This window comes from Qipengyuania sp. SM2507, from assembly GCF_053714505.1.
Genome location: NZ_CM132307.1, coordinates 2,185,566 through 2,211,688 on the forward strand (window position 1 = coordinate 2,185,566; position 26,123 = coordinate 2,211,688).

The 26,123-nt window shown below is 65.1% G+C and carries 26 protein-coding genes and 1 tRNA gene; 18 read left to right on the forward strand and 9 right to left on the reverse strand.

The genetic code is table 11. The features are described from left to right. Positions 1 to 3 precede the first annotated feature (3 nt). On the reverse strand, positions 4 to 1,092 hold the full coding sequence (locus ACWIKC_RS10755; RefSeq protein ID WP_454597499.1) for a fatty acid desaturase family protein: 1,089 nt from the start codon (positions 1,090 to 1,092) through the stop codon (positions 4 to 6). A gap of 125 nt (positions 1,093 to 1,217) precedes the next feature. Here ACWIKC_RS10755 and ACWIKC_RS10760 point away from each other — a divergent pair, with 125 nt between their 5' ends. Beyond that, on the forward strand, positions 1,218 to 2,375 hold the full coding sequence (locus ACWIKC_RS10760) for an N-acetyltransferase (protein ID WP_454597500.1): 1,158 nt from the start codon (positions 1,218 to 1,220) through the stop codon (positions 2,373 to 2,375). A 137-nt stretch (positions 2,376 to 2,512) separates the two neighbouring features. Next, a complete protein-coding gene (locus ACWIKC_RS10765) occupies positions 2,513 to 2,953 on the forward strand; it encodes a response regulator (protein ID WP_454597501.1) in 441 nt (146 codons plus the stop codon). Between the two features lie 243 nt (positions 2,954 to 3,196). On the opposite strand, the gene ACWIKC_RS10770 is transcribed toward ACWIKC_RS10765, so the two are convergent. Beyond that, positions 3,197 to 3,943: a Crp/Fnr family transcriptional regulator gene (locus ACWIKC_RS10770; protein ID WP_454597502.1), complete on the reverse strand. Its 747-nt coding sequence runs from the start codon at positions 3,941 to 3,943 to the stop codon at positions 3,197 to 3,199. Positions 3,944 to 4,083: 140 nt separating this feature from the next. On the opposite strand from ACWIKC_RS10770, the gene ACWIKC_RS10775 reads away from it, so the two are divergent. Further along, entirely contained in the window at positions 4,084 to 4,878 is a 795-nt protein-coding gene (locus tag ACWIKC_RS10775) for a response regulator (protein WP_454597503.1), read from the forward strand. 179 nt (positions 4,879 to 5,057) lie between these two features. On the opposite strand, the gene ACWIKC_RS10780 is transcribed toward ACWIKC_RS10775, so the two are convergent. Further along, positions 5,058 to 6,716, reverse strand: coding sequence for a CHASE domain-containing protein (locus ACWIKC_RS10780; RefSeq protein ID WP_454597504.1), 1,659 nt, complete (start codon positions 6,714 to 6,716; stop codon positions 5,058 to 5,060). 202 nt (positions 6,717 to 6,918) lie between these two features. On the opposite strand from ACWIKC_RS10780, the gene ACWIKC_RS10785 reads away from it, so the two are divergent. The 3 genes from ACWIKC_RS10785 to ACWIKC_RS10795 all read left to right on the forward strand — a co-directional run bounded on the left by ACWIKC_RS10785 (position 6,919) and on the right by ACWIKC_RS10795 (position 8,960). Then, a complete protein-coding gene (locus tag ACWIKC_RS10785) occupies positions 6,919 to 7,101 on the forward strand; it encodes a NepR family anti-sigma factor (RefSeq protein WP_454597505.1) in 183 nt (60 codons plus the stop codon). After that, positions 7,101 to 7,709: a sigma-70 family RNA polymerase sigma factor gene (locus tag ACWIKC_RS10790; RefSeq protein ID WP_454597506.1), complete on the forward strand. Its 609-nt coding sequence runs from the start codon at positions 7,101 to 7,103 to the stop codon at positions 7,707 to 7,709. Before ACWIKC_RS10785 ends, ACWIKC_RS10790 begins: the two co-directional genes overlap by 1 nt. Before the next feature lie 63 nt (positions 7,710 to 7,772). Beyond that, the gene (locus ACWIKC_RS10795) at positions 7,773 to 8,960 is read left to right on the forward strand and encodes an AI-2E family transporter (protein ID WP_454597507.1); all 1,188 of its coding nucleotides are present in this window, start codon (positions 7,773 to 7,775) and stop codon (positions 8,958 to 8,960) included. A gap of 84 nt (positions 8,961 to 9,044) precedes the next feature. Here the strand turns inward: ACWIKC_RS10795 and ACWIKC_RS10800 are convergent, their stop codons facing one another. Further along, positions 9,045 to 9,656 (reverse strand): superoxide dismutase, encoded by a 612-nt coding sequence (locus ACWIKC_RS10800; RefSeq protein WP_454597508.1) that lies wholly within the window; start codon positions 9,654 to 9,656, stop codon positions 9,045 to 9,047. Positions 9,657 to 9,858: 202 nt separating this feature from the next. Here ACWIKC_RS10800 and glmM point away from each other — a divergent pair, with 202 nt between their 5' ends. The 3 genes from glmM to thiD are packed head-to-tail and all read left to right on the forward strand — an operon-like array spanning position 9,859 to position 12,225. Next, complete coding sequence (gene glmM / locus ACWIKC_RS10805; protein ID WP_454597509.1) at positions 9,859 to 11,196, forward strand: phosphoglucosamine mutase; 1,338 nt, start codon at positions 9,859 to 9,861, stop codon at positions 11,194 to 11,196. After that, positions 11,196 to 11,423, forward strand: a complete 228-nt coding sequence (locus tag ACWIKC_RS10810; protein WP_454597510.1) for a DUF1272 domain-containing protein — start codon at positions 11,196 to 11,198, stop codon at positions 11,421 to 11,423. The genes glmM and ACWIKC_RS10810 overlap by 1 nt, the downstream gene beginning before the upstream one ends. Before the next feature lies 1 nt (position 11,424). Beyond that, positions 11,425 to 12,225, forward strand: coding sequence for a bifunctional hydroxymethylpyrimidine kinase/phosphomethylpyrimidine kinase (gene thiD / locus ACWIKC_RS10815; protein WP_454597511.1), 801 nt, complete (start codon positions 11,425 to 11,427; stop codon positions 12,223 to 12,225). Here the strand turns inward: thiD and ACWIKC_RS10820 are convergent. After that, positions 12,222 to 13,118 (reverse strand): LOG family protein, encoded by an 897-nt coding sequence (locus tag ACWIKC_RS10820; protein ID WP_454597512.1) that lies wholly within the window; start codon positions 13,116 to 13,118, stop codon positions 12,222 to 12,224. The two genes, thiD and ACWIKC_RS10820, sit on opposite strands and share 4 nt — an antisense overlap. A gap of 159 nt (positions 13,119 to 13,277) precedes the next feature. On the opposite strand from ACWIKC_RS10820, the gene ACWIKC_RS10825 reads away from it, so the two are divergent. Continuing rightward, positions 13,278 to 13,658 (forward strand): hypothetical protein, encoded by a 381-nt coding sequence (locus tag ACWIKC_RS10825; RefSeq protein ID WP_454597513.1) that lies wholly within the window; start codon positions 13,278 to 13,280, stop codon positions 13,656 to 13,658. On the opposite strand, the gene ACWIKC_RS10830 is transcribed toward ACWIKC_RS10825, so the two are convergent. After that, positions 13,626 to 13,699 (reverse strand) — tRNA-Gln (locus tag ACWIKC_RS10830). The two genes, ACWIKC_RS10825 and ACWIKC_RS10830, sit on opposite strands and share 33 nt — an antisense overlap. A gap of 195 nt (positions 13,700 to 13,894) precedes the next feature. Between ACWIKC_RS10830 and ACWIKC_RS10835 the strand changes: the two genes are divergently transcribed. Together ACWIKC_RS10835 and ACWIKC_RS10840 are read left to right on the forward strand one after the other, a co-directional pair. After that, positions 13,895 to 15,085, forward strand: a complete 1,191-nt coding sequence (locus ACWIKC_RS10835) for a Ppx/GppA phosphatase family protein (protein ID WP_454597514.1) — start codon at positions 13,895 to 13,897, stop codon at positions 15,083 to 15,085. Continuing rightward, the gene (locus tag ACWIKC_RS10840) at positions 15,082 to 15,747 is read left to right on the forward strand and encodes an RlmE family RNA methyltransferase (RefSeq protein ID WP_454597515.1); all 666 of its coding nucleotides are present in this window, start codon (positions 15,082 to 15,084) and stop codon (positions 15,745 to 15,747) included. The genes ACWIKC_RS10835 and ACWIKC_RS10840 overlap by 4 nt, the downstream gene beginning before the upstream one ends. A gap of 64 nt (positions 15,748 to 15,811) precedes the next feature. Here the strand turns inward: ACWIKC_RS10840 and ACWIKC_RS10845 are convergent, their stop codons facing one another. Continuing rightward, positions 15,812 to 16,489, reverse strand: coding sequence for a c-type cytochrome (locus ACWIKC_RS10845; RefSeq protein ID WP_454597516.1), 678 nt, complete (start codon positions 16,487 to 16,489; stop codon positions 15,812 to 15,814). 151 nt (positions 16,490 to 16,640) lie between these two features. On the opposite strand from ACWIKC_RS10845, the gene ACWIKC_RS10850 reads away from it, so the two are divergent. Further along, complete coding sequence (locus ACWIKC_RS10850) at positions 16,641 to 17,534, forward strand: prephenate dehydratase (RefSeq protein ID WP_454597517.1); 894 nt, start codon at positions 16,641 to 16,643, stop codon at positions 17,532 to 17,534. After that, a complete protein-coding gene (gene bla, locus ACWIKC_RS10855; protein ID WP_454597518.1) occupies positions 17,531 to 18,430 on the forward strand; it encodes a class A beta-lactamase in 900 nt (299 codons plus the stop codon). The genes ACWIKC_RS10850 and bla overlap by 4 nt, the downstream gene beginning before the upstream one ends. Positions 18,431 to 18,436: 6 nt before the next feature. Here bla and ACWIKC_RS10860 read toward each other — a convergent pair whose 3' ends face one another. Continuing rightward, positions 18,437 to 19,516: an isoaspartyl peptidase/L-asparaginase family protein gene (locus tag ACWIKC_RS10860; RefSeq protein WP_454597519.1), complete on the reverse strand. Its 1,080-nt coding sequence runs from the start codon at positions 19,514 to 19,516 to the stop codon at positions 18,437 to 18,439. A gap of 111 nt (positions 19,517 to 19,627) precedes the next feature. Between ACWIKC_RS10860 and ACWIKC_RS10865 the strand changes: the two genes are divergently transcribed. The 3 genes from ACWIKC_RS10865 to ACWIKC_RS10875 all read left to right on the forward strand — a co-directional run bounded on the left by ACWIKC_RS10865 (position 19,628) and on the right by ACWIKC_RS10875 (position 23,855). Next, positions 19,628 to 20,896, forward strand: coding sequence for a mechanosensitive ion channel (locus ACWIKC_RS10865; protein ID WP_454597520.1), 1,269 nt, complete (start codon positions 19,628 to 19,630; stop codon positions 20,894 to 20,896). Between the two features lie 84 nt (positions 20,897 to 20,980). Next, on the forward strand, positions 20,981 to 21,934 hold the full coding sequence (locus ACWIKC_RS10870; protein WP_454597521.1) for an SDR family NAD(P)-dependent oxidoreductase: 954 nt from the start codon (positions 20,981 to 20,983) through the stop codon (positions 21,932 to 21,934). Between the two features lie 127 nt (positions 21,935 to 22,061). Further along, positions 22,062 to 23,855: a DUF885 domain-containing protein gene (locus tag ACWIKC_RS10875; RefSeq protein ID WP_454597522.1), complete on the forward strand. Its 1,794-nt coding sequence runs from the start codon at positions 22,062 to 22,064 to the stop codon at positions 23,853 to 23,855. Between the two features lie 33 nt (positions 23,856 to 23,888). Here the strand turns inward: ACWIKC_RS10875 and ACWIKC_RS10880 are convergent, their stop codons facing one another. Next, on the reverse strand, positions 23,889 to 24,890 hold the full coding sequence (locus ACWIKC_RS10880) for a CorA family divalent cation transporter (RefSeq protein ID WP_454597523.1): 1,002 nt from the start codon (positions 24,888 to 24,890) through the stop codon (positions 23,889 to 23,891). 69 nt (positions 24,891 to 24,959) lie between these two features. Here ACWIKC_RS10880 and ispG point away from each other — a divergent pair, with 69 nt between their 5' ends. Continuing rightward, a complete protein-coding gene (gene ispG, locus ACWIKC_RS10885) occupies positions 24,960 to 26,108 on the forward strand; it encodes a flavodoxin-dependent (E)-4-hydroxy-3-methylbut-2-enyl-diphosphate synthase (RefSeq protein WP_454597524.1) in 1,149 nt (382 codons plus the stop codon). Positions 26,109 to 26,123 lie beyond the last annotated feature (15 nt).

A 26,123-nucleotide genomic window follows, 5' to 3' on the forward strand; every position in this document is an offset into this window, starting at 1 on the left:
GCCTCAGCGCGGGCGCATGGTGCTACGCGCGATCCGGCTGACCAGCATCATCATGCCCTTGTGGTTCGCACCGTCATAGGTCGAACCAACGCCCAGATTGTCGCGCAACCTGCGATGCGCCTCGGGCAACGAGTGATAGGGCATCGAGGGCATCAGGTGATGCAGCGCATGATAGCGCAGGCCCACCGGCGCCCAGATCTCGGCGATGGCGCCAGGCGGGGGGACATTGACCGAATCGAGGAACTGCGCGGTGACCGTCATCGGTTCGCCCTCGTTCTCCCACAGATGCGCGACCAGCGTCCGCAGCTGGTTGAGCACGGCGGTGACCGAGACCACCGCCAGCGCGATTAGCAGCGGCTTCCAGCCAAGCGCGAATACGCTGCCGATGAGCAGCCATGACCATAGGAACCCGCCCACTTCCTGACGCAGCACCCGCGCGCGCAGCTCTCCTTCGGGGCGGCGGCGGCGGAAGCGCGGGTTGATCGAGAGCGCGGAGAACCGCTGCCAAGTCAGGCTGCGGATCGCGGGTATGAGTGCGCCCAGCGGAACCAGCACGGCAAAGCGGAACAGCAGCGCCGCCGGCGCCAGCGGCGCCACCAGCACGAACAGCGGGAGCGACCAGGGCTTCATCAGCGCCAGCGGGAGATATTCGGGATCCTCCACCGTGCCGTATTGGGTGCGCTTGTGGTGCAGCGTGTGGACGCCTTCGTACATGAAGGACGGGGTCAGGAGCGGGATCCCGACCAGCAGGTTCCAGGCGGTGCGGAAGCCCGGGAGCGCATCGCGGTGGATATGCGAGAGTTCGTGGATGAACAGCAAAGCGCGATAGAGCGCCAGCGCCGAAACCAGCCCCAGAGCCACCGCCAACAGCGTGCTGTCGACCAGGATCGCGCCAGCCAGCGCGGCATAGCCGGTCGCGGCCGAGAGCAGCATGTCGCTCCAGTAGATCGCAGGCCGGGCCGCGGCGATATCCTTGGTCAGATCGCGCGCGGCGCGAAGCATCGCCTTGTCGTCGGCGACCGGCACGCGCACTCGCTGCGCGGCTGGTGCCGGCGCGCCCGTATCCGCGTGGATGGTTTGTTGCATCGTCATAATCGGCCTATCCGATGCGGGGCTTACCGCATTTTGTCCGCGTAAAACAGAGGCGCGCGGGTTCGCTTGACAAAAGCTCGTCTGCCACCGCAGGGGCGAACCTAGGCTGAACGAGGGCTCTCGGTGTGGTGGCAGGCGAAATAGGTATCCGTCCGGTCTCGGGCAAGCGCGGGCGTGCCGAATTCGTCGACCTGGGGCGCCGCTTCGCCAAGGACGTCCCGCACAGCGTTCCGCAATTGCGCTCCGAGCAGATCGAGCTGGTAGATCCCGACCGCAACCCCTTCTTCGGCCATGCCCGCGCGCAATTGTTCATCGCCGAACGCGACGGCGCGCCGGTCGGGCGCATCTCGGCGCATATCGACGAGTTGGCGCTCGAACTGCCCCCCGAACAGGGCATGGGGCCGGGTACCGGCATGTTCGGCTATTTCGATGCCGCCGACGAGCAGGCGGCGCATGCCCTGCTCGCCAAGGCCGAGGACTGGCTGCGCGGGCAAGCCATGACCAAGGTGCTGGGCCCGATCTCGATGTCGGTGTGGGAAGAGCCCGGACTGCTGGTCAGGGGCCACGATCACGCGCCGATGATCATGATGGGGCACCATCCGGCGCATTATCGCGGCTGGATCGAGAGCGCCGGCTACACGACCGCCAAGCTGCTTCACACCTACGAACTCGACGTAAAGGGCGAATTCCCCCCGCTGATCCGACGGATCGTCGCCTCGGGAGAGCGAAACGAACGGATCACGGTGCGCTATGTCGACAAATCGCAATGGGATCGCGAGGTCCGGATTGTGCTGGAAATCCTCAACGACGCCTGGTCGGACAATTGGGGCTTCGTGCCCTTCACCGCTCGCGAAACCGCCTATGCGGGCAAGAAACTGCGCCCGTTGATCCACGAGGAGATCAACATGATCGCCGAACTGGATGGCGAGCCGGTGGCCTTCATGCTGACCTTCCCCGATGTGAACGACGTGCTGCGCAAGACCGGCGGGAAGCTGTTCCCGTTCGGCTGGCTGCGACTGCTGCGCTGGGCCCGCAATCCCAGAGGTTCCGGAATGCGGGTGCCGCTGATGGGGGTGCGCAAGGCGCTGCACAATTCGCGTCTCGCGAGCCAGCTCGCCTTCATGATGATCAGCCAGATCCGCCACAATGCCGCAGGAAAATGGGATACGGAGCGCGGCGAAATCGGCTGGGTGCTCGACGACAACAAGGGCATGATCGCCATCGCCGAAACTCTCGGCGCCACAGTCAATCGCGAATACGCGATTTTTCAGAAGACGCTCTGATCATGGCCCGCCCGATGTGACATCAGTGCCACGACCGGGCGGCAAAAATTGCGGGCGGGAACCATGACCCGCAAAGATCGGTTTTCAGATCAATCCAGGCGTTTGCTGCTTGGACAGGTTGGGGCTCGATGAAACGCATGCCGGACACGAACGGGAAATGCGCCTCGAGCGGCGATGGCGTCCTGCCGAGCAGCGTCCTGATTGTCGAAGACGATGCGATCCTCGCAGTCACCATCGAGATGACGCTGCGCGATGCCGGCATCGAGGCCATCGAAATGTGCTCGACCACGGAAATGGCACTGGTCGCCTTGCGCGCAAACCAGCCGGACGCGATCGTGCTCGACGTCCATCTCGCGGATCGCGACGATGGCTGGACCATCGCCGAGCTGGTCCGGTCGCTTGGGCCCAACAGCCCGCGGATCGTGTTCTCGACCGGCGCTCCGCGCGATATCCCGCAGGATATTGCCGTACTGGGCTGTGTGCTGGAAAAGCCCTACGACCCGCAAACGCTGGTCGATGTCCTGCGCGAACCCAAGCGGCGCGGGATCATCTCGCGGTTGCGCAGTGCGCTGACCTGATTTCACCGAGACGGCTTGATAGGGGGAACTGCCTGCTCCTCCGCTCGCGCAATCGCCATCCCAAAAAAAGGCCTCCGCTCTTGAGAGCGAAGGCCTTTCGGGATCGTGTCACCAGCCGCTTGGACGGGAGGGGGGGTCTCGGCGGTGACATTAGACAAATGGTCGGATTTGATGTAAGTTCCCAGCGAACGCGAAAATTATTTGCGCTTTTTCGCTACCGCAAGAATCCCGGTTATCGTCCAGCTAGATAAAGGGTCGGCGCTGGCCAATATGGCGCTCGAATTGCGCGTATTCGCTGGCAGCATCGAGATCGGCCACGCAGATTTCGCCCGGCTTCCATTCCACCAGCCCGTCGCGCGCCAGCGATTTGATCGTGCGGTTCGTGTGCACCAGCGACAGCCCTAGCATGTCGGCGATCTGCGCCTGCTTGATCGGCAGCGCCAGGCGATTGTCCGCATCGACCATTCCGACCCCGATCGCACGGTCGAGCAGCCAGACCGCGAGATAGCTCACCCGCTCCTTGGCCGAGCGCCGGCCAACCGCGACCATATGCTCTTCGAGCGCGGTTTCCTCTTTCGCGGCGAGCCAGGTCAGATCGTAACCCAGCCCCGGATGGCGGCTGATCAATTCGCGGAAACCACTCTGCTCGAAAACGCAGAGCCGCGCCGGCAGGAGTGCCGCGACCGAATGGCTCGACGGTTCCTCGAATGCACCTTGCAAACCGATCAGATCGCCGGGAAACATGAAATTGACGATCTGGCGGCGGCCGTCCTCAAGCTCGCGAAAGCGGATCAGCACGCCTTCGAGCACCGTGTACAGCCCGCGCAGCGCTTCGCCCTGACGCACCACCGTCTCGAGCCGCTCGACCCGCACCTCGCCCTGTTTGAAGGCCTGCATGTAGTCCAGCTGCCGCTCTTCGAGCGGTCGCAAGCCGGGACAATTCTGGAGCGGGCAGGCGCGGCATGATATCGGATGGTCGACTGCGATCATTCGTGGATTGCCCCCGCTTCTTCTATCGCCCATTGGCGTGGATCGGAAAAATGTCAATTCGCCGAAGGATGGTGGTCGCGCGCGCGGAACCATCCCATTTGGCCAGCGTTCTAGGCGCGCTAACCTTGGAAGGGGACTCTATGTCGCTTGGTGATCAGATTGCGAAGAATTTGCCGTATTTGCGCCGTTACGCGCGCGCCCTGACGGGGTCCCAGGCGACGGGCGACGCCTTCGTCCGGGCGACGCTGGAAGCGGCGCTGGCCGACGAGGACCTCAAGCGGTCGCTCGATGGCGGCCGCGTGCCGCTCTATCGCGCCTTCAATAAGGTGTGGTCGAGCGCCTATCTCGAGACGCCCGAGCCCGCGAGCGAATCCAGCGCCCATGAACAGGCTGCCAGCGGCAGGCTCAAGGCGATCACGCCGATGAACCGCCAGGCGCTGTTGCTGACCACGCTCGAGGATTTCTCGGTCGATCAGGCATCGGAGATCATGGAGGTCGAGCCCGACGAAATCGAGAAGCTGGTGCAGGAAGCGGTCGAGGAAATCGATCGCGAGACATCGACCAGCGTGCTGATCATCGAGGACGAACCGCTGATCTCGATGCAGCTCGAGGATCTGGTGAAATCGCTCGGCCACGAGATCTGCGGTACCGCGGCGACGCGGACGCAGGCGCAGGAAGTGGTGTCCGAGAAGACCCCCGGCCTTGTGCTCGCCGATATCCAGCTTGCCGACGGCTCTTCGGGTCTGGACGCAGTGGACGACATCCTCGCGATCGACACCGTGCCGGTGATCTTCATTACCGCCTACCCCGAACGCCTGCTGACCGGCGACCGGCCTGAGCCGACCTATCTGGTCACCAAGCCGTTCCAGGAACAGACGGTGCGCGCGGCGATCAGCCAGGCTCTGTTCTTCGGATCGAGCCGACCGCTCGCCTGAGCGCGCCCTCGCCAATCGCCAGAAAGAATGGCGGTCCTGCGGGGCCGCCATTTTTTTGTCTGCCTGCATAGGATTCACGCCGCGCGAAACCGTGCAGGACGGATCATGGATGCTGAATCAAGTTCAGCATGACGAGGGTCTGGAAGCGAACTAGCGCTCCCGGGTAGTCGCCTCTCCCGTCACCCCTCGCGCAAGGCCTGCCGCTTGGCGCGGATCTCGAAGGCGCTGCGTTCGCGCACCGGCACCAGCAGAGTGCAGCACACGCCCTCGGGGGCGAACTCCAGCTCGACCGGATGGCGCAGCTCATGCGCGACGATCTTCTCGATCAGATCGGTGCCGAAGCCGCGTTCGCGCTTCTGCGGTACCGGCGGACCGCCGCTCTCGATCCAGTGCAACCGCGCGAGGTTGTCCGCAGCCAGTTCCCAGGTGACCGAGACCGTGCCGCCTTCGGTGCTCAGCGAGCCGTATTTGGAGGCATTGGTCGCCAGCTCGTGCAGCGCGAGGCCCAGCGACAGCGCGTCGTTGGGCGCCAGTTCGACGGTCGGCCCTTCGCAGATCACGCGGTGGGACTCGTCATGCGCATAGGGCGCCAGCTCGGCCCCGACGACCGCTGCAATCGGGGTGGTGCCCCATTCGGACTGGGTCAGCAGGTCGTGCGTAGCCGACAGCGCGCGTATGCGGCCATCGAGCCCCTCGGCGAAATCCTCGACATCATGGGCGCGACGGCGGGTGAGCGCGACGATCGAGAGCACATTGGCGAGCGTGTTCTTGACCCGGTGGTTGAGTTCCCGGGTAAGCGAGTTGCGGATCGAATTCTGCTCGGCGAACCAGTTGAGCGAGCGCTGGTCCTCCAGCGCCTGCTGGGTTAGCAGCCGGGTCACGATCATCAGCAGGCTCGCCACGGCAAGGCCGAACACCAGCGTGATCAGCGCCATGGGCGATAGCACACCCCCGCCGCCGGCCTGGATGACCAGCGCCATGTCGCGATTGGCGACCGTCACCGTCTGCTGCAGCACTTCGCCGCCCTCGGTTCCACCATCGAGGCTACCCAGCAGGTTCTCCTCCGCCGGTTCGCCATCATAGAGCCGCACCCCGAGCCCGTTGCGGTCGACCAGTTCGGCCGCCGAAACGAGGAAGTCCTGCGCGTTGAACGGGCTCATGATGAAGCCCTTGAGCCGCCGTTCGCCGCTGCTGGTGTCGAACACCGGCATGAAGATAAGGAAACCGGGCGCCGAGCCCTCCCCTTCCTGGACGAGCACCACGCGACCGCTGGCGGTTGGACGCATGGTGCGCTCGGCTTCGGCCATTGCCGCGCGCCGGATCGGGTCGGTATACATGTCGAAGCCGATCGCGCGGCGATTGCGCGCGGTATCCGGCTGGAGCAACGCGATCGGCACGAGCGTGTCGCGCGGTTCGTCTTCGAGTGTAGGCTGCACCTCCATCTCGGCGACGCGGTAGCGTCCGAGATCGCTTTCGAATTCGGGCACATCCCCGGCCGTCAGCACCGGCGCCCAGCCATAGCCTTCGGCGCCGCGGTAGTCCGCGTCGAGCCGCAGTTCGGCCACGAAACGGCCAAAAGTGGACATGTCGACGCGCCCGACGGTGGAAAACAGCGCCGCGCCCGCGCGCAGATAGGAGGCGTTTACCGAGGCTCGCCGCTCCAGCGCGGACGACATGGCGATCCCGGTGCGGTTCATCATCACCTGCTCGCGCTGCTCCTCGCCGCGCTCGATCGCGAAAACGTTGAGGCCGGTGATGGCAATCACTAGCAGGAAGATCGCCAACGGGATCGCCCGCGGATAGGTGACGAGCCAGCGTCGCGGACCGGAATTGAGCATGCTGGCCTTTTGAGACAGGATTTCGTCCCCCGAGAGTTGATTGCTGTGCCGAAACGGCTGTAGGAACCGGCCGCCATATGCAGCCGGTCTGTGTGTGGGGGAACCAAAATCGGGGGGCTTCGTTCCCTGCTAACCCATGGGATCAAACAAACCGCGTAACGTCGCAGGACGCGATTTGTGATAAGGACGTGCCAAATCGACTATGACTTCGGATAGAAATGACCTCGACGATCGCGGTTCCGGCGGACCGCGCAAGCGCGAAGCGAGCCAGTCGAACAAGCCGCAATGGGCCAACGGCCTGCGCCAATTGTACGATTCCGTCGTGGAAGAAGACATCCCGGATCAGTTCAAGGATCTGCTCTCTAAGCTGGACGCAAAGGACTGATGGGGGCGGAAAAACGGACGGCCAGCGAAAAGGCCGCATTCAAGCGCGAACTGACCGACGTAGTCCCGCACCTGCGCGCCTTCGCGCGCGGGCTCTGCGGCCGTGCCGACATGGCCGACGACCTGGTTCAGGAAGCGCTGCTCAAGGCCTGGGCGGCTCAGGAACGGTTCGAGCCCGGCACCTCGATGCGCGCCTGGACCTTCGTCATCCTTCGCAACGCCTATCTCACCGACATGCGTCGCAACCGTTTCCGCGGTGAATACGACGAGAACGTCGCCGAGCGAATCCTGACCGCCCCCGCAGGCCAGGAAGAGCCGATCCACCTTTCGGACATGCACCGCGCACTGCTGACCTTGCCCCCCGAGCGTCGCGAAGCGCTGCTGCTGGTCGGCGCCGGCGGTTTTTCCTACGAGGAAGCGGCCAATATCTGCGGCTGCGCCGTGGGCACGATCAAGAGCCGAGTGGGCCGCGCCCGCGCCGCGCTCAACGCCATGCTCGCCGAGGGCGACATTCCGCGCCGCTCCACCAGCGACGACACCGCGCATCGCGCGATCCTCGAGGAACTGGACGATGTTGCCGCGGGCAACGGCGTCGCGTCGCGCAGCTGACCGGGTTCCGCAACTGATGTCGGGTCTTGCCGCTTCGCGCCGCGCGGCGCATCCTGCATCGGCATGACCACGCCCGAACCCGAGCCGCATTCCGCCGAATCGCTTTCGCGCTCGGGCCGGCGGCTGGCTTTCGCCGAGCAGGAATTGCGGCTGATTTCGGCACTGGTGTTGCTGATCGGCCTGGGCCTGTTCCTGGCGCTGCCCTTCGTCCTGTCGATCGGATCGGTAGTGTTTCTGCCGCTGACTGCAGCTGTCGTGCTCACCATCATCCTCTCGCCCATGGCCGACAAGCTGGCCACCTGGGGCCTGCCCAATGTGCTCGCCTCGCTCGTTTCGCTGCTGGTGTTTTTGGCAATCGTGATGCTCGCGCTGGCGCTGATCCTCCAGCCGGCCTTCGCGCTGTTCGAGCGGCTGCCGGAAATGGTCGACACGGTCGGCATGCGCTTTACCGAACTGCGCAACCAGTTCGGCTGGATCGCACAGATCAACGAGGATCTGGCCGAGCTGATGGATCGCGGCACCGGGCCGCAGGTGGTGATCGCGAGCCCCAGCCTGCTTCAGGAAATGGCCTTTGCCACCCCCAGCGTGGTGATCGAGATCGTCCTGATGCTGCTGATGACCTTCTTCATGGTCGAAGCTCGCGTTCGACTGCGCCAGCATCTGCTGCTAGGCCGCGCTTCCTTCGGCGCCAGCGTCAAGGCGGCGCGGGTGCTGCGCGAGGTGCAGGATCGGGTGGCTGCCTATATTCTCACCGTCGGCTGGATCAACCTCTGCGTCGGGGTGATCGTGGGCCTCGGCGCCTGGGCGCTGGGTGTCGAAGCGCCGATCATGTGGGGCGGGCTCGCCGCCCTGCTGAACTTCATTCCCTATATAGGCCCGACGATGATGATCGGGCTGCTGGCGCTGTTCGGCATCGGCACCACCGAAACGGTGCTGCTGGGACTTATCCCCGCCGCCGCCTATCTCGGGCTGCACACGATCGAGGCCAATGTGGTGACCCCGTCGATCCTCGGCGCGCGCTTCACCATGAACCCGGTGATGATCCTGATCGCACTGAGCTATTTTTCCTGGATCTGGGGCGTGCCCGGGGCGCTGCTTTCGGTGCCCTTATTGCTGACGCTGACCGCGCTGTTCGAGCATATCGGGCGGCCCAATCTCGTCGGGTTTGTTTTCGGGGAACCGCTGTTCGCGGAGAATCCGCTGGCGAGCGAGCCCGAATACCAGTCTTCGCGCGCGCCCGACCGGGCTTAGCCGGCCAGCACTTCCGCCGGGATGTGAAAAGGCCCGTTCCACCAATTCGGTGGAACGGGCCCAATGCACTTATCGGCGTCGTGGTCAGCCGGGGTATTTCCAGCATTCGCCGCGCGCGAGGTTCTCAGAAGCGAAGCTCCAGTTGAGCTTGTTGTCGAGCACCGCGTCGAGATATTTGGGACGCGCGTTCTGGTGGTCGAGATAATAAGCGTGTTCCCACAGGTCGATCACCAACAGCGGATTGTAGCCCTGGTCGGCGAGCGTGTCGCCATCGTGGGTTTCCTCGATCGATAGCTTGCCGTCCTTTTCGGCGAGCCAGACCCAGCCGCTGGCGAAATGGCCGGCGCCGCGCTCGGCCAGCTTGCTCTTGAGTTCGGTGATCGAGCCGAAAGCGGCGTCGACCATGCTCTTGAGTTCGCCGGATGCCGCCGATTCCTCCGCCGCCAGCGAATGCCAGTAAAAGCCGTGGTTCCAGCTCTGCGCGGCGTTGTTGAACAGGCCCTGGTCGCTGCCACGCGCGGCTGCGACGACCTCTTCCAGCGGTTTGTCCGCGTGGTCGGTGCCTTCGATCGCCTTGTTGGTCTTGTCGATATAGGCCTGGTGGTGCTTGCCGTGGTGATAGGACAGCGTCTCGGCCGAAATGGCGGGCTCGAGTTCGGTGTCAGGATACGGCAGGTCGATGAGTTTGAAAGCCATGAGTGGTCCCCTCTGGTTCTGAATTCGTGAGATCGGTTCAACCCTTGCAACGCTTGGCGCCGCGAAGGGTTGCAAAGTGCTAGAGGAAATTTCCGTCCCCTCCCACCACAGATTGCGCCGGGCAAGAGAGACCTTCCCATATCGCTGCCGAGCGGGCAGAAGCGCGCCCACAAGCGGGCCACGAACGGACGATGGGATCAGGATGAAACGCAAGTTCTTCGGCACGGACGGAATTCGCGGACGGACGAATTCGGACAAAATGACCGCCTCGACCGCGATGTGCATCGGCCAGGCTGCGGGTGCGCATTTCCGCCGCGGGACGCACCGCAACCGGGTGGTGATCGGCAAGGACACGCGATTGTCGGGCTATATGGTCGAAAGCGCGCTGGTGGCGGGTTTTACCAGCGTCGGGGTGGACGTGATCATGACCGGGCCGCTGCCCACGCCAGCGATCGCCATGCTGACGCACGAGATGCGGGCCGATCTGGGCGTGATGATCTCGGCCAGCCACAATCCCTATGAAGACAATGGCATCAAGCTGTTCGGCCCCGACGGGTTCAAGCTGTCGGACGAGGACGAGATGGCGATCGAGGCGCTGCTCGACCAGAAGCCGCATCTGGCCGAGCCTCAGGACATCGGGCGCGCGCGGCGGATCGAGGACGCGCGCGGGCGTTACATCCACGCGGTCAAACAGTCGATCGGCGGCGACGTCCGGTTCGACGATCTCAAGGTGGTGGTCGATTGCGCGCATGGCGCCGCCTATCAGGTTACGCCGTCGGCGATCTGGGAACTTGGTGCCGAGGTCGTCACGCTCGGCGTCACGCCCAATGGCACCAATATCAACGACGGGGTCGGTTCCACCTCGCTCGACGCGATCAAGGCCAAGGTGGTCGAAACCGGCGCGGATATCGGCATTGCGCTCGATGGCGATGCCGACCGGCTGATCCTGATCGACGAGAAGGGTCAGACTGTCGATGGCGACCAGATCATGGCGCTGATCGCCACCAGAATGTCGGAAAAGGGCCAGCTTCGGGGCGGGGGAGTCGTGGCGACGGTCATGTCCAACCTCGGGTTGGAGCGCTATCTCCAAGGGATCGGGTTGACGCTCGAACGGACCAAGGTCGGCGATCGCCATGTGCTCGAGCGCATGAAGCAGGGCGGCTTCAATATCGGCGGCGAGCAATCGGGCCACATGATCCTGCTCGATCACGCAACCACTGGCGACGGCACGGTTGCGGCGCTGCGCGTGCTCTCCAGCCTCGTGCGATCGGGGCGTCCGGCGAGCGAACTGTTGCACGTGTTCGATCCGGTCCCGCAATTGCTCAAGAACGTGCGCTACGATGGCGGCCAGCCGCTCGAGGCGGAAGGCGTCAAACAGGCGGTGGCCGCTGGCGAGGCCGAACTCGCCGGCAAGGGACGGCTGCTCATCCGTCCCTCGGGCACCGAGCCGGTGATCCGCGTCATGGCCGAGGGCGACGATGCCGCACAGGTCGAGCGCGTCGTCGACAGCATCTGCGATGCGGTGCGGGCGGCGGTCTGATGCTCGAAATGCGCCCCGATTGCGAACGCTGCGGCGCGGACCTGACCGCAGAGGCGCCGGGTGCATTCATCTGCAGCTTCGAATGCACCTTCTGCGCGCGCTGCGCCGACGATCTCGACGATATCTGCCCCAATTGCGGCGGCGAACTGATGGATCGCCCGACGCGGACGAAACCGCTGCAGGAAAACTATCCGCCCAGTACCGTGCGCAAGCACCGGCCCGCCTGACATGGACCGCAAACCAGCGCGCATCCTTTCGATCGCCGGTTCCGACAGTTCGGGCGGCGCGGGCATCCAGGCCGATATCAAGACCATCACCATGCTGGGCGGCTATGCGATGACCGCCATCACCGCGGTGACCGCGCAGAACACCCGCGGCGTGCAGGCGGTGGAGATGCTGCCGGTCGAGCTGGTGCTGGCGCAGATCGAATCCTGCCTATCCGACATCGGCGCCGATGCGATCAAGATCGGGATGCTCGGTTCGCCCGAGGTCGCGAACGCGGTGGCCGAGCGGCTCGACAGCTTCGCCGGGCCGATCGTCTTCGACCCGGTGATGGTCGCCACCAGCGGCGCCGAGCTGGCGAGCGGGGAAACCATCGCCGCCTTCGACCGGCTGCTGGCGATCGCCACGCTGGCGACCCCCAACCTGCCAGAGCTCGCGGTACTATCGGGTACCGAGCCCGAGACACCGGACGCGATTCTTGAGGCGGCAATGGCGCTGGCCAGGCATCACGGGGTGCAGGTGCTTGCGAAGGGCGGCCACCGCGACGATGCCGAGGTGCTCGACTACATCGCCTCGCCCTCGGGCAAGTTCGCCAGCTTCGGCCATGCGCGGATCGACACCCGCCACACCCATGGCACGGGCTGCACGCTGTCCGCGGCGCTGGCGACCTTGCTCGGTTTCGGCCAGCCGCTGACAAATGCGATCCAGCTGGCGCGGGCCTTCACCTTTCGCGCTATCGAGCTTGCGCCTGGGTTCGGGGAAGGCAGCGGTCCGCTCGGCCACCAAGCCGTCCGCAAGCTGGACTAGACCTCGAACTTGTAGAAATCGGCGATGTGACCCCAGGCCTCCTCCGCGGTTTCGCACCAGCGGAACAGCTCGAGATCCTTGTGTCCGATCGTCCCCTCGTCGGCGAGCGCCTCGAAATCGATGACCCTGGTCCAGAACTCCTTGCCGAACAGCAGGATCGGCATCGGCTTCATCTTGCCCGTCTGGATCAGGGTGAGCAATTCGAAGAATTCGTCGAAGGTGCCGAACCCGCCCGGGAACACCGCCACCGCGCGCGCACGCAGCAGGAAGTGCATCTTGCGCAGCGCGAAATAGTGGAACTGGAAGCTGAGGTGCGGCGTGACATAGCTGTTGGGCGCCTGCTCATGCGGCAGGACGATGTTGAGACCGATGGTTTCCGCCCCGGCATCGTGCGCGCCCTTGTTGGCCGCCTCCATGATCGACGGCCCGCCGCCCGAGCAGACGACGAACTGGCGCTTGCCGTCCTCGACGATGGCCTTCTCGCTCGCCAGCCGCGCGAGGTCGTAGGCTTCCTGATAGTATTTCGCCTTGGCGGCGAGGTTTTTGACCACGCGCCGCTCGGGTTCGGGCAGGTCGTCGGCGCCTTCGAGCGCGGTCTCGACCGATTGCGGCGGCGGGATGCGCGCCGAACCGTAGATCACCAGCGTCGAACCAACCCCGGCCTCGTCGAGCAGCATTTCGGGCTTGAGCAGTTCCAGCTGGAACCGCACCGGACGCAATTCCTCGCGCAGCAGGAAATCGCGGTCCTGAAAGGCCAGCTCATAGGCCGGATCCTGGGTCTGGGGCGTGGAATGCGGCTGGGATTTGGAGAATTGCGCCTCCTCCTCCGCCGGATAGAAATTGCGGGCGGCACGCTCGTGCTTGCCGGTTTTGGAAGTGGGGGTGTCGTTCATGGGCTGCCGATAGGCAAAGCCCGGCGATGCGGCAAGCGCGCTGGACAGTTCGCACCGGCAAATGTTCCTCACGATATCCGCAAACATTCTGGCCGTATTTTTCCCGCCGAGCGTAGCCCCCTCGAGACCGCACTAAACAAGGATTCGTTCTGACCACGCTTGTCGCCAGGTGCCATTCTCCTTCTGCAGCTTCCTCTAGAGAAATCGGAGATCCGGCAGGATTGCGAACCGCGCGCGCAAGCGCTGTGCGCCGAACCCGACATCCATACGGAACCCGTTGTCCCGTTTCGCATTCGCCGATTTCGCATCCGTCGAATTTCGCATCCGTCGATTGGGGAGCGCAAACGAGCAGCCTGGACGAGCTCGAGAAATACCCCAAAACCGGTCGTTTCCTTACCGGGCGCGCGCTCCGATCATTCGACCATGCTGATCGAAGGCTTCACGCTCCGCTCACTGGAAGCGGAGAACCGCCGCCATGCGTTGAGCTTCCACAGTAGGTATGGAAAATGGATGCCCCGTGAGGATTCGAACCTCAATTGACGGAGTCAGAGTCCGTAGTCTTACCATTAGACGACGGGGCATCGGCACCGGTTGGGCAGGACTCGCCTGCGCCCCCGGCGCGAGGCGGCCATCTAGGTGGGAGTTCCCGGCAGGTCAAGGCTGGTCGGGTGGACCGCATCGCAAGTCCTTGCCCCCGCGCTGCATCGGCTGTAGCAGTCAGCTCAGGTCCCCGCGCCGGACTTTTCGGAGCGCGGGAGGAAACAGAAAGATTTGCCATGGCGGACCATTCTCCGCCGGACTTGCACACAGCGGCTGGCAAGCGAAGGGGTAAGACGTCCGGCAAGGTAGCCGATTTCCGCTACAAGCGCCCCTCCCGGCCCGACAGAAAAGCCCGCGATTCCAGCGGTGCTCTCCACGTACCGGCTGGTCATGTCCGCCACGAAGGCAGCTCTCGCCGACAGGCCTATGCCGCGCTCGATCTGGGCACCAACAATTGCCGCCTGCTGATCGCGCGGCCTTCGGGCGAAAACTTCACCGTCATCGATGCCTTCAGCCGCGTGGTCCGCCTCGGCGAAGGGCTGGCCGCGTCGGGCAAATTGTCCGACGCAGCGATGGAGCGCACGCTGGGCGCGCTGCATGTCTGCGCTGAAAAGCTGCGCCGCCGCAACGTCCATCTCGCGCGCTCGGTGGCGACCGAAGCCTGCCGCCGCGCCTCCAATGGCGAGGCCTTTATCGAGCGCGTGCGTGAAGAGACCGGGATCGCGCTCGATATCATCTCCGCACAGGAAGAGGCGCGGCTGGCGGTGCTGGGCTGCCACATCCTGCTCGAGGACGGTGTCGGCCCGGCGGTGATCTTCGATATCGGCGGGGGCTCGACCGAGTTGGTGCTGATCGAGCCCGGCGGCCCGGTGCCGCGTATCCTCGACTGGCTGAGCGTGCCCTGGGGCGTCGTCTCGCTGACCGATTCGGTGCAGCCGCCTGATGGCACCAAGCAAGGCCGCGCATTGCGCTATGCCGAGATGCGCCGGCTGGTATCCGAAAGCTTCGCCCCCTTCGCCGAGCGCATTGCCGATACCGCGCGGCAATCCGGGCCCATCCGGCTGCTGGGCACCAGCGGAACGGTGACCACGCTGGCCAGCATCCATCTCGAGCTGCCGCAATACGACCGGCGCGCGGTTGATGGACTGATCGTGCCCTCGAGCTCGATGCGCGACATCTCGCTGCGGCTTTCCACGATGAGCGAGGCGGATCGCCGCACCCTGCCCTGCATCGGCGATGATCGCGCCAATCTGGTGGTCGCCGGCTGCGCGATCCTGGATTCGATTCTCGACATTTGGCCGGCCGAGGAACTCGCGGTGGCCGATCGCGGCATCCGCGAGGGCATCTTGCGCAGCCTGATGGCCGCCGATGAGGTTGCCGAGCGCAGCCGCGAAAACCGCCTCCGCATTCGCGAGGAAGACCTGTGAGCCGCTCGGGACGCGATTCGGACCGACGGGTCAAGACAGCTAAGGGGCGCACCGCATCCTCGACCCGCTGGCTAGAGCGCCAGCTCAACGACCCTTATGTCAAACAGGCCAAAGCCGACGGCTATCGCAGCCGCGCGGCCTATAAGCTGATCGAGCTGGACGAGAAATTCGCGTTGCTAAAAGGCACCGAGCGGGTGGTCGATCTCGGCATCGCACCGGGCGGCTGGAGCCAAGTGGTTCGCAAGATCGCGCCCCGGGCGGCGATCGTCGGGATCGATCTGCTCCCTACCGAACCGATCGAGGGCGTCACCATCTTCGAGATGGATTTTATGGACGATGCCGCGCCCAAGGCACTGGAAGAGGCGCTGGAAGGCGCGCCCGATCTGGTGATGAGCGACATGGCCGCGAACACCGTGGGCCACAAGCAGACCGACCATCTGCGCACCATGGGGCTGGTCGAGGCCGGTGCCTGGTATGCGATCGAGACTCTGGCCCCGGGCGGCGCCTTTATCGCCAAGGTGCTCGCGGGCGGCACCGATGCCGAGCTGCTCAACCTGCTGAAAAAGCATTTCCGCACGGTCAAACACGCCAAGCCGCCGGCCAGCCGCAAGGGATCGTCGGAATGGTATGTCGTGGCGCAGGGGTTCAAGGGGCGCGACTAGCGGCGCCCCTCGTTACCCGTATTCGATTGCCCTGAGACGACCGCTTGCGGCCAACTGACGAAGCTTATTGGCCCGTCTCGACCGGACCGGAAGGAACCGGCTGCTCGTCGCCCATGGCGCCAGCGGCTTCGGGCGCATCGGCGGCCGCGCCTTCGACAGCACCGGGGCCTTCACCCGGTGAATCGACGCTTTCCTCACCCGCAGCCGGGGCCGCAGGCTCGGGCTTGGCCGGCGCTCCGCCGAAAGTCGCGAGATATTCCATCACATTGGCGCGATCTTCGGGCTTGGACAGGCCGGCAAAGCTCATCTTGGTGCCGCTGGCGAAAGCGCGCGGACTGGTGAGCCACTCGTTCATGTTTTCCCAGGTCCACTCGCCGCCGTGATCGGCCAGTGCACCCGAATAGGCAAAACCGGGAGCAACGCCCGCGATCGCCTTGCCCATGGCGCCGTAGAGGTTGGGACCGATACCGCTCGCCCCGCCCTGCTCGATCGTGTGGCAGGCGGTGCATTTGGCGAAGACCGCTTCGCCTGCGGCAGCATCGGCGGATGCCAGCAGCATTCCGAGGTCCGGACCCGCATCCTCGCCCGCACCCTCTTCAGGAGCATCGATGAAATAGCCGGGTTCCTCTGGCATCTCGGGATTGTCGGCATGGAAATACATGCCCGAGCCGATCGACGCGCCGAGCGCGACGATCCCGGCGAAGAGAACCCATCCGGAGGCGGTATTGAACTTGTCGTCCATGCGTGAATCGTCCGCAAACTTGTTTGATGATGTCGGTTACGCGCCGCTCTAGGGGCGCAGCGGCCCGCGCGCAAGTGCGACCGACGCGCCTTGGCCTGCAGGGCGTGCAATTCGCTTGCGGGGGTCGCGGGGCGCCGATAGCACGCGGCCCATGCGCAAATTTCCCCAGCCCGCCCTCGCTATGGTCGACACGATGCGCAGCGCGGCGCAGGCCGATCCGGCGCGCACCATCGCCTTCGGCGGGGCACCGGGTTCCAATTCGCACCAGGCGACGATGCAGTTCGCGCCCGAAGCGCTGCCGCTGCCGTGCTACGGCTTCGAGGACGCGCTCGACGCGGTAAAGGCGGGACAGGCGGGTGCCGCGATGATCCCGATCGAGAATTCGCAGCACGGCCGGGTCTCCGACATCCACTTCCTGCTGCCCGAAAGCGGGCTGGCGATTGTCGCCGAGCATTTCATGCGCATCACCCATGCGCTGATGGCGCTGGGCGAAGGACCATTCGAGGCCGCCTACAGCCATCCGCAGGCGCTCGGCCAGTCCCGCGAATTCCTGCTGACGCGCGGGATCGTGCCGATGGCCTACGCCGATACCGCCGGCGCAGCAGCCTATGTGGCGGAGCGCGGCCGGCCCGAACTGGCCGCGCTTGCCCCGCCGATGGCGGCCGAGCTCTATGGCTTGAAAATCATCGAAGAGGCCGTCGAGGATGCGCACGACAACACCACCCGTTTTGTCCTCCTAGCCAAAGAGCCGCGCGATCCTGCGGGGCTGGATGGCGCGCAGCCGATGACGACCTTCATCTTCGAAGTGAAGAACGCACCCGCCGCGCTCTACAAGGCGCTCGGCTGCTTCGCCACCAATGGCGTGAACATGACAAAGCTGGAAAGCTACCAGAAGGGCGCCAGCTTTGCCGCGACAATGTTCTATGCGGATATCGAAGGCGCACCGGGCGACCCGCGGGTGGACCGCGCGCTCGACGAACTGGCTTTCCATTGCAACAGCGTGCGCCTGCTCGGCAGCTACGCCCAGGCGCGCAAGCGGGGATGAGCATGGCCACCCGGCGCGGCGTGATGCTCGGCGGTCTCGCCATGGCAGGTGCGGCCTGCGTTCCGATTGAGGTGGATACGAAGTCCCGGCTGGAAGCCAAGCTGCGCATCGTCGAGGCCGAAGCCGGTGGGCAGTTGGGCGTCTTCGCGCTCGACACGCAGACCGGGCTCGGGCTGGGTCACCGGCAGACCGAGCGCTTCGGCCATTGCTCCAGCTTCAAGACCTCGCTCGCGGCTATGGTGCTGCAACTCGACGCGGATGGAACGATTTCGGCGGAAGAGCATGTCCGCTGGACGCGCGATCAATTGATGGCGGTGTCGCCCTTCACCACCCGCCGGCTCGAAGAAGGCGCCACCTTGCGCGAACTGGCGGAATTCACGCAGAAATATTCCGACAACGCCGCGGCGAACATCCTGTTGGCGAAGCTGGGCGGACCGCAGGCGCTCACCGCGTTCTGGCGGCGAATGGGCGACGATGTCAGCCGTCTCGACCGCACCGAGCCGGAGCTCAATAACGTGCCGCCTGGCGAAATGCGCGACACCACCACGCCACGCGCCATGGCGACCATGCTGGCACGGATGCTCTATGGCGGGGGGCTGGCCGCACCGGCGAGCGAACAACTCAGGGCCTGGATGAACGACACGCCGACCGGTGCGCGCCGGGTGCGCGCGGGGCTGCCCGAGGGCTGGCATGCGGGCGACAAGACCGGCACCTCGATATGGCCGGGAATGGGCAGTCTCTATGTCGATATCGGATTCATCGAGCCGCCCGACCGCGCGCCCTTGACCTTCGCGACCTATTACCGCGCTCGCAAGACACATGACGGGATGGATCCGGCCTCCGAAGCGGTGCTGGCGCAAGCAGGGTCCATTGTCGCCCGCTGGAGCGCGGGCTGATCGCGGCTATTCCTCGGCGAAAATCGCAACCTCGTTGACGCCCTCGCTGGTCGCGCGACCGCGATACATGCCGCTGGTGTTGAAGCTGAACACCGCCGCGCCCGATGGCGCCACCACGATCACGCCGCCATCGCCGCCCAGCTCCTTGACCTCGGCCATCACGGCATCGGCCACGCCGGAAACCAGCGCATCGGTGAGCATGATCTCGCCACCAGCCTCGCCATGGCCCTTGTCGAATTCCGCCAGCGCGGTGTTCCCCGCCAGACGCAGCCTCGTGCAGATTTCATGCGCGACGCCGACGCGGATGAAATACTCGCCCGCGCCGGTGGCGGACACCGCGCAGCTGCGGTTGTCGGCATAGGTGCCAGCGCCGATCATCGGGGCATCGCCGATGCGGCCCCAGCGTTTGCCGGTCATCCCGCCAGTCGAGGTCCCCGCCGCCAGATTGCCCGCCTGGTCGAGCGCCACCGCACCGACGGTGCCGAATTTGTGATCGACGTCATAGGCCGAGAGCTGGTCGGCCTTCATCCGCTCGAGCGCTTCGCGGCGCGCCTCGGTCTGGAACCAGGCCGGCTCGGCCGTTTCGATCCCCTGTTCGCGGGCGAATTCCTCGGCGCCGGGGCCGCTCAGAAAGACGTGTCGCCCGTCGCGCATCACCGCGCGCGCCAGCAGGATCGGGTTCTTGGTCGCAGTAACTCCGGTGACCGCCCCTGCCGAGCGATCGCGCCCGTCCATCACCGCAGCGTCGAGCTCGTTGGCGCCTTCCCAGGTGTAGACCGCGCCACGCCCGGCGTTGAACTTGGGATCGTCTTCCAGCAGCAAGATCGCCGCTTCGACCGCATCCATCGCGCTCCCGCCATCGCGCAGCACTGCGGCTCCGGCGTCGAGGGCGCGCTGCAGCGCCGCCTCATATTCCGCCTCGCGCTCGGGCGTCATGTTCTCGCGCGACAGCGTCCCCGCGCCGCCGTGGATAGCGAAGGACCAGGCCTCCGCGTCGTGCGCCGCAGCGGGGCTGGCGAGAAGGAATGGCAGCGTCAGCAGGCCGAGGGCGAGAGCGAGAGCGAGAGCGGTGAAAGTGCGGTTCATGCCCGTGCGATAGCACGGCGACTTATCCACTCCACAACAAATTGATTTTGGCGCAATCGGCTCCGCATGATACCTCGGGTCGATAAGAAAAACCAACGGGGAGAGATTGGAATGCAAATCGGCAATTATCGTTTCGACGAGGATGTCGCGATGAGCGTGCTTGAAAAAGCCGTTCTCGCCATCATTATTCTCATCGCGACCTGGGCTTTGGCCAAGGCAGCCAAATGGGCCTTTGCCAAGCTTGTCGACAATGTTTCCTTCTTCCAGCGTGCAACCGGCACCGGCTCCTCGCTGGGGGAATCGCTCGGCAAGATCGTCGCGCTGTTCATCTGGCTGTTCGGTCTCATCGCGATCCTCAACGTCTTCGGCCTCGGCGTGGTGGCCGGACCGGTCGACACGCTGCTCGAAACGACCGTCGAATTCATTCCCCGCATCATCGCTGCCGGGCTGATCTTCTTCATCGGCCTGATGGTGGCAAGGATCGTGCGCGACCTGATCGTCACCTCGCTGGGTGCGATCAGCTTCGACAAATGGGCCAATCGCGGCGGGGTCGACAGCGTCACCGGCAACGCCACGATCAGCAAGACCATCGGCACGATCGCCTATGTCGTGATCGTCCTGTTCGTCTCGATCGCGGCGCTGGAAACGCTCAACATCCAGTCGATTTCCGAACCGGCTTCGGACATGCTGCGGCGGATCTTCGCCGCCATTCCCAACATCCTCGCCGCGGCGATCCTGCTGGGGATCGGCTATCTCGTCAGCAAGTTCGTGGCGCAGATGCTCAAGGAAATCCTGCCAGGCCTCGGCGTCGACCGGGCGCTGGCCGAAACCGGCCTCACGACGGGCACCACCGGCGCCAGCGCGATCATCGCGCGGGTCGCGCAGGTGGCGATCATCCTGTTCTTCGCGATCGCCGCCACGCGCATGCTGGGCTTTCCCGAACTGACCGCGATCCTCGACCAAATCCTCGAGCTTGGCGGACGTGTAGTGTTTGGCGCCGTGGTGATCGGGGTCGGCTTCCTGATCGCCAATATGCTCGCGCGGATCATCGCCGGAGACGAGGCACGTTCGACCCCTGCGACGATCGTCAAGTGGATCACCATCGTGCTGTTCGTCTTCATGGGGCTGCAGTTCACCGGGATCGGCGGGATGATCCCGACCACCGCGCTGACGATCATCGTGGCGGGTATCTCGGTGGCGGGTGCGCTGGCCTTCGGGCTCGGCGGCCGCGACTGGGCGGCGCGCAAGCTGGAAGAACTCGATGCCAGCATGGGATCGGGTGAGCTCGACAAGCCGACCACCACACCGCCGGCTCGGCCCGGGCGCAGCAAGCCGGCTGCCGCTTCGACGGACGACGATCCGCTCCCGCCCGGCGCGTGAGGCAGGGTTCGACACGGCACTAGCCAAACAGCAGGGGCGCGGGATAGACCATCCCGCGCCCCTTCTTCATCCGGAGATCAAGACATGAGCACATTCGGTTTCGACAGCACGGCGGACGAAGTCCTTGCCGACAAGGACCTCACCGGCCGGACCGCCTTTATCACCGGTGCCTATTCGGGGCTCGGTCACGAAACCGCGAGGGCCATGGGCGCCAGAGGGGCCAATCTCATCCTCTCTGGCCGCGACGAATCCAAGCTGGAAGCGGCGGCGAAGACGATCGGCGACGAGACAGGCGCAAAGGTCGAAACGCTGGTCTGCGACCTCGCCTCGCTCGATTCCATCCGCGCCGCGGCGGATCAGGCTTTGACGAGATTCGACCATATCGATCTCTACATCAACAACGCCGGGGTGATGGCCTGCCCGCTCAACCGCACCGCCGATGGCTTCGAGTTGCAGTTCGGGACCAACCATCTAGGCCATTTCCTGCTGACCAACCTGCTGATGCCATTGCTGGAAAAGGGCGAGCGGCAGCGCATCGTCAATCTTTCGAGCCGCGGCCATCATCTCGATTCGGTCCATTTCGACGACCTCAACTATGCCGAACGCGACTACGACAAATGGGAGGCCTACGGGCAGTCGAAAACCGCCAACATCCTGTTCACCGTGGCGCTGGAGCAGAGGCTCGCGGACAAGGGGATCCATGCCTATGCGGTGCACCCCGGCGGGATCATGACCAATCTCGGGCGCCATCTCGAACCCGACGACCTCGCCAATCTGCGCAAGCGGATGGAAAGCAATGCCGGCGACAAAGGCATGACCTTCAAGTCTATCCCGCAGGGCGCGGCGACCACCTGCTGGGTCGCGACCGCGCAGGAGCTGGAAGGCAACGGCGGGCTCTATGCCGAGGATTGCGCGGTGGCCGAGCAGAGCGATACCGATCCCACCGGCGGGGTGCGTTCCTACGCGCTGGACAAGGAAGCGGCCGAGCGGCTGTGGGCGGTGTCGGAGGATCTGGTGGGCGCGAAGTTCGCGTACTGAAACAACCGCAGGAGCGGACTGCCGTCTGTCGCTGGTCCGCTCGCGGGCGGCTTTCGTCGGGTTGCCCCCTTGCACAGAGTCGCCCGGGGGCGCAGGCCTGCCGCTGCCAAATTCACGGGAGTTGCCAATGAGAACCTTCGCCGCCGCTATCGCCCTGGCCAGTGCGCCAGCCCTTGCCCTGTCAGCCGCGCCCGCCCTGGCGCAGTCCGAGGTCGCCGTAGCGGGCGAAGCGGCGCCGGAATGGGTCGAGACCAGCAACGCCTATACGATCCAGTTGATCGAGTTCGAGGCGCAGTTCTTCCCCGAGGGCGCATCGCAGGCGGGATACGAGCAATATGACGGGCAGACCTTCGACATGTCGCCCGACCGCGACGAGCGCTACCTCGCCGGGGCCGAGGCCCTGCGCGCCCGCTTCGCCGCGGCGCGCGAGACCGAAACCAACGCTTTCGTCAAACAGGATCTCGCGATCCTGATCGACTCGCTCGACCGCAGCATCAAATCCACCCGGCTCAACGAGCGCCTGCTACTCGAATGGTCCGAAGTACCGCAGACCATCTTCTACACCGTCGGCGGGATGCTGTCGGACCAGACCGCGGAAGGTCGCCGCGCTTCGGCGCTGACCCTGCTGCAGCGCTACACCGGGCTGGCGGAAGGTACGCGCCCCTACACCGAACTGGCCAAGGCGCGTTTCGAAGCCAGCCGCGGGGCCGACAAGATGGGCCCCTATGCGGTCGAGGTCGAGGAATCGATCACCAAGATCCCGACCTTCGTGGCGGGGATTCGCGAGCTGTTCGAGCGCTACGAGATTGCTGGCGCGGAGCCTGCTCTGGACGCGATGGAGAGCCAGTTTGCCGATTACGGCGAATGGACCCGCGACACCGTGCTGCCCAGCGCGCGTGCCGATGCGCGTCTGCCGGAGGAACTCTACGCGCTAAACCTTCGCAATGTCGGGATCGACATGGAACCGCGCGAGGCGATGGCGCGTGCGCGGCGCGGCTATTACGAGATCCGTGCGCAGATGGAGGCACTCGCCCCCCAGATCGCGGCGAAGAACGGCTGGGAAGAAACCGATTACGCATCGGTGATGCGCAAGCTCAAGGAGCGCACAATCCCCAATGACGAGATCGAGGATTTCTATCGCGGCGTGAACGCCCAGCTCGAGGCGAAAATCCGCGAGAACGACATCGTCAGCCTGCCCGATTACGAGCTGTCGATGCGGCTCGCGTCCGCGGCCGAGAGCGCCGCGCAGCCCGCGCCGCACATGCGGCCGCCGCGGCTGATCGGCAACACCGGCGAACAGGGCACTTTCGTGCTGACCGCGGGCAATCCCACCGCGGGGCCCGAGGACGCCTATGATGATTTCAACCACGCCGCGGCGAGCTGGACGCTGAGCGCGCACGAAGGCCGCCCGGGGCACGAGATGCAATTCGCCGCGCTGGTCGAGCAGGGGGTCAGCCTCGCCCGCCTGCTCTACGCCTTCAACAGCGTGAACGTCGAAGGCTGGGCGCTCTACGCCGAAGCCGAAATGATGCCGTACGAGCCGATCGAGGGGCAGTTCATCGCCCAGCAGTTCCGGCTGCTGCGCGCGGCGCGTGCCTTCCTCGACCCGATGCTCAACCTCGGGCTGATCACCCGCGACGAAGCGGGCCGCATCCTGCGCGAGGATGCGCTGTTCTCGCCCGGGATGGTGAAGCAGGAGCTCGACCGTTACAGTTTCCGCATGCCGGGGCAGGCGGGCAGCTATTACTACGGCTATCGCAAGCTGATCGATTTGCGGATCGAGACAGAAATCGCGCTGGGCGCGGATTTCGAGGAGAGGGCCTTCAACGACTTCCTGCTGAGCCAGGGGATCATCCCGCTTGAGCTGATGGCGCAGGCGGTGCGCGAGGAATTCATCCCGTCGCAGCGTACGAGCAGCTAACGAGCGCTTCCCGGATGCCCTTCCGGCGGCGCGCTAGAGCCAGCGCAGCCGCCGGAACAGCAGCAGCAGTCCGGCCAGCACCACGCCGCACAAGGCAACCACGGTCCAGAAGGCGCGCGGATCGTCCATCCCGGGCATCCCGCCGACATTGATGCCCAGCAGACCGGTGAGAAAGCTTAGCGGCAGGAAAATGCCCGCGACGATGGTCAGCATGTAGGTCGCGTGTTCGCTGCTCGCGAGGCTGCGGGCGCGCAATTCGTCCTGCAGCACCAGCGCGCTCTCCTTGCTGATGTCGATGTCGTCGAGATAGCGGCGCAGCCGGGCGATCGATTCGGCGATCTCGCGCCGGTCGTGATCCTCGAACCAGGCGGGCGCATCGCGGCTGATCTGCTCCAGCGCCTCGTGCTGCGGACCCATGTGTCGCTTTAGTCCCAGGCAGTTGCGGCGGATCACCGAGATGCGCTTGAGCATGTCCTCGGCATGCTCCTCGGGGTCGAGCTCTTCGAGGTCGTCCAGCGCGTGGTTCATATCGACGATCGACTGGCTCATCCGCGTGATCAGCAATTCGGCCAGCAGCGTGATCGTGGCGCCGGCATCGGGCGGGCCCTGCCCGCGATCGAGCAGCGCCACCACCTCACGTGGGGTCTGCAGCGGATGCCGGCGCAGCGTGATCAACCGGTCGCCATCGCTCCACACCTGCATCGAGATCATGTCCTCGGGCTGCGCACCGGGGTTGAAATTGATCCCCCGCAGGGTCGCCACCAGCGTCTCGTTCTCGCGAAAGGCGCGCGGGCGGGTGGCGTCGGACACCAGCAGTTCGGCGGTCGGTTCGGTAATGCCCAGCCTCTCCTCGAGCCAGCCCTGTACCCCGCTGCGGTTGCGGCACAGATGCAGCCACAAGACCTCGCCGGGAGCGGCGGGAGACCAGTTGCGCGCTTCCTCCCAATCGACCGCACGCCCCCCACCGTGCCCGTCGAGCACGCGGCCGAACAGCAGCGGGGTTGCGGTTTCATCTGCGTCGATCATGCCGGTCATCGCCACATCATGGCGCATCGCCGTTGCGCTGTCATTGCTCCTTCACCTTGGGCGTTCTATATCGTCACCATGTCTTCTATACGCCCATGGCGCGATATCGAGCGCCGCAAGAGCCGTCAGATCATGATCGGCAAGGTCCCTGTCGGCGGCGATGCGCCGATCAGCGTCCAGACCATGACCAACACGCCCACCGAGGATGTCGGCGCGACGATCGACCAGATCCGCCGCTGCGAGGAGGCGGGCGCGGACATCATCCGCGTGTCCTGCCCGACCGAAGAGGCGACCGCGCATTTCGACAAGATCACCCGCGCTGCCGAGGTCCCGATCGTCGCGGACATCCATTTCCACTACAAGCGCGCGCTCGAGGCGGCCGACAAGGGCGCCGCCTGCCTCAGGATCAATCCGGGCAATATTGGTTCGTCGCAGCGGGTCGCCGAAGTGGTCCGCGCGGCCAAGGCCAATGGCTGCGCGATCCGCATCGGGGTCAACGCCGGGAGCCTCGAGAAGGATCTGCTCGAGAAATACGGCGAGCCCTGCCCCGAAGCGCTGATCGAAAGCGCGCTCGACCATATCAAGCTGTTGCAGGACCATGATTTCCACGATTTCAAGGTCGCCGTGAAGGCCAGCGACGTGTTCCTCGCGGTGGCTGCCTATCATGGGCTCGCCGAAGCGGTCGATTGCCCGCTGCATCTCGGGATCACCGAGGCAGGCGGATTGATCGGCGGAACGGTCAAGAGCTCGATCGGGATGGGCAGCCTGTTGTGGGCCGGGATCGGCGACACGATCCGCGTCTCGCTCTCCGCCGAACCCGAGCAGGAAGTAAAGGTCGGGTTCGAGATGCTCAAGGCGCTGGGGCTGCGGACTCGCGGCGTTCGCGTGGTCTCCTGCCCCTCCTGTTCGCGCCAGGGCTTCGACGTGATCCGCACGGTCGAGGCGCTGGAAAAGCGGCTCGAACACATCAAGACCCCGATGAGCCTTTCGGTGCTGGGCTGCGTCGTCAACGGCCCGGGCGAGGCGCGCGAGACCGATATCGGCCTCACCGGCGGCGGCAATGGCAAGCATATGGTCTATCTCTCGGGGGTGACCGACCACACGGTGCAGAGCGAGGACATGCTCGAGCATATCGTCCGGCTGGTCGAGGCCAAGGCCGCGCAGATCGAGGCGGGCGAAGTGGTCGCCTTCGATCCGCATGCACTGGCCGCCGAAGCGGCTGAGTAAGCACTTCCCGACCCG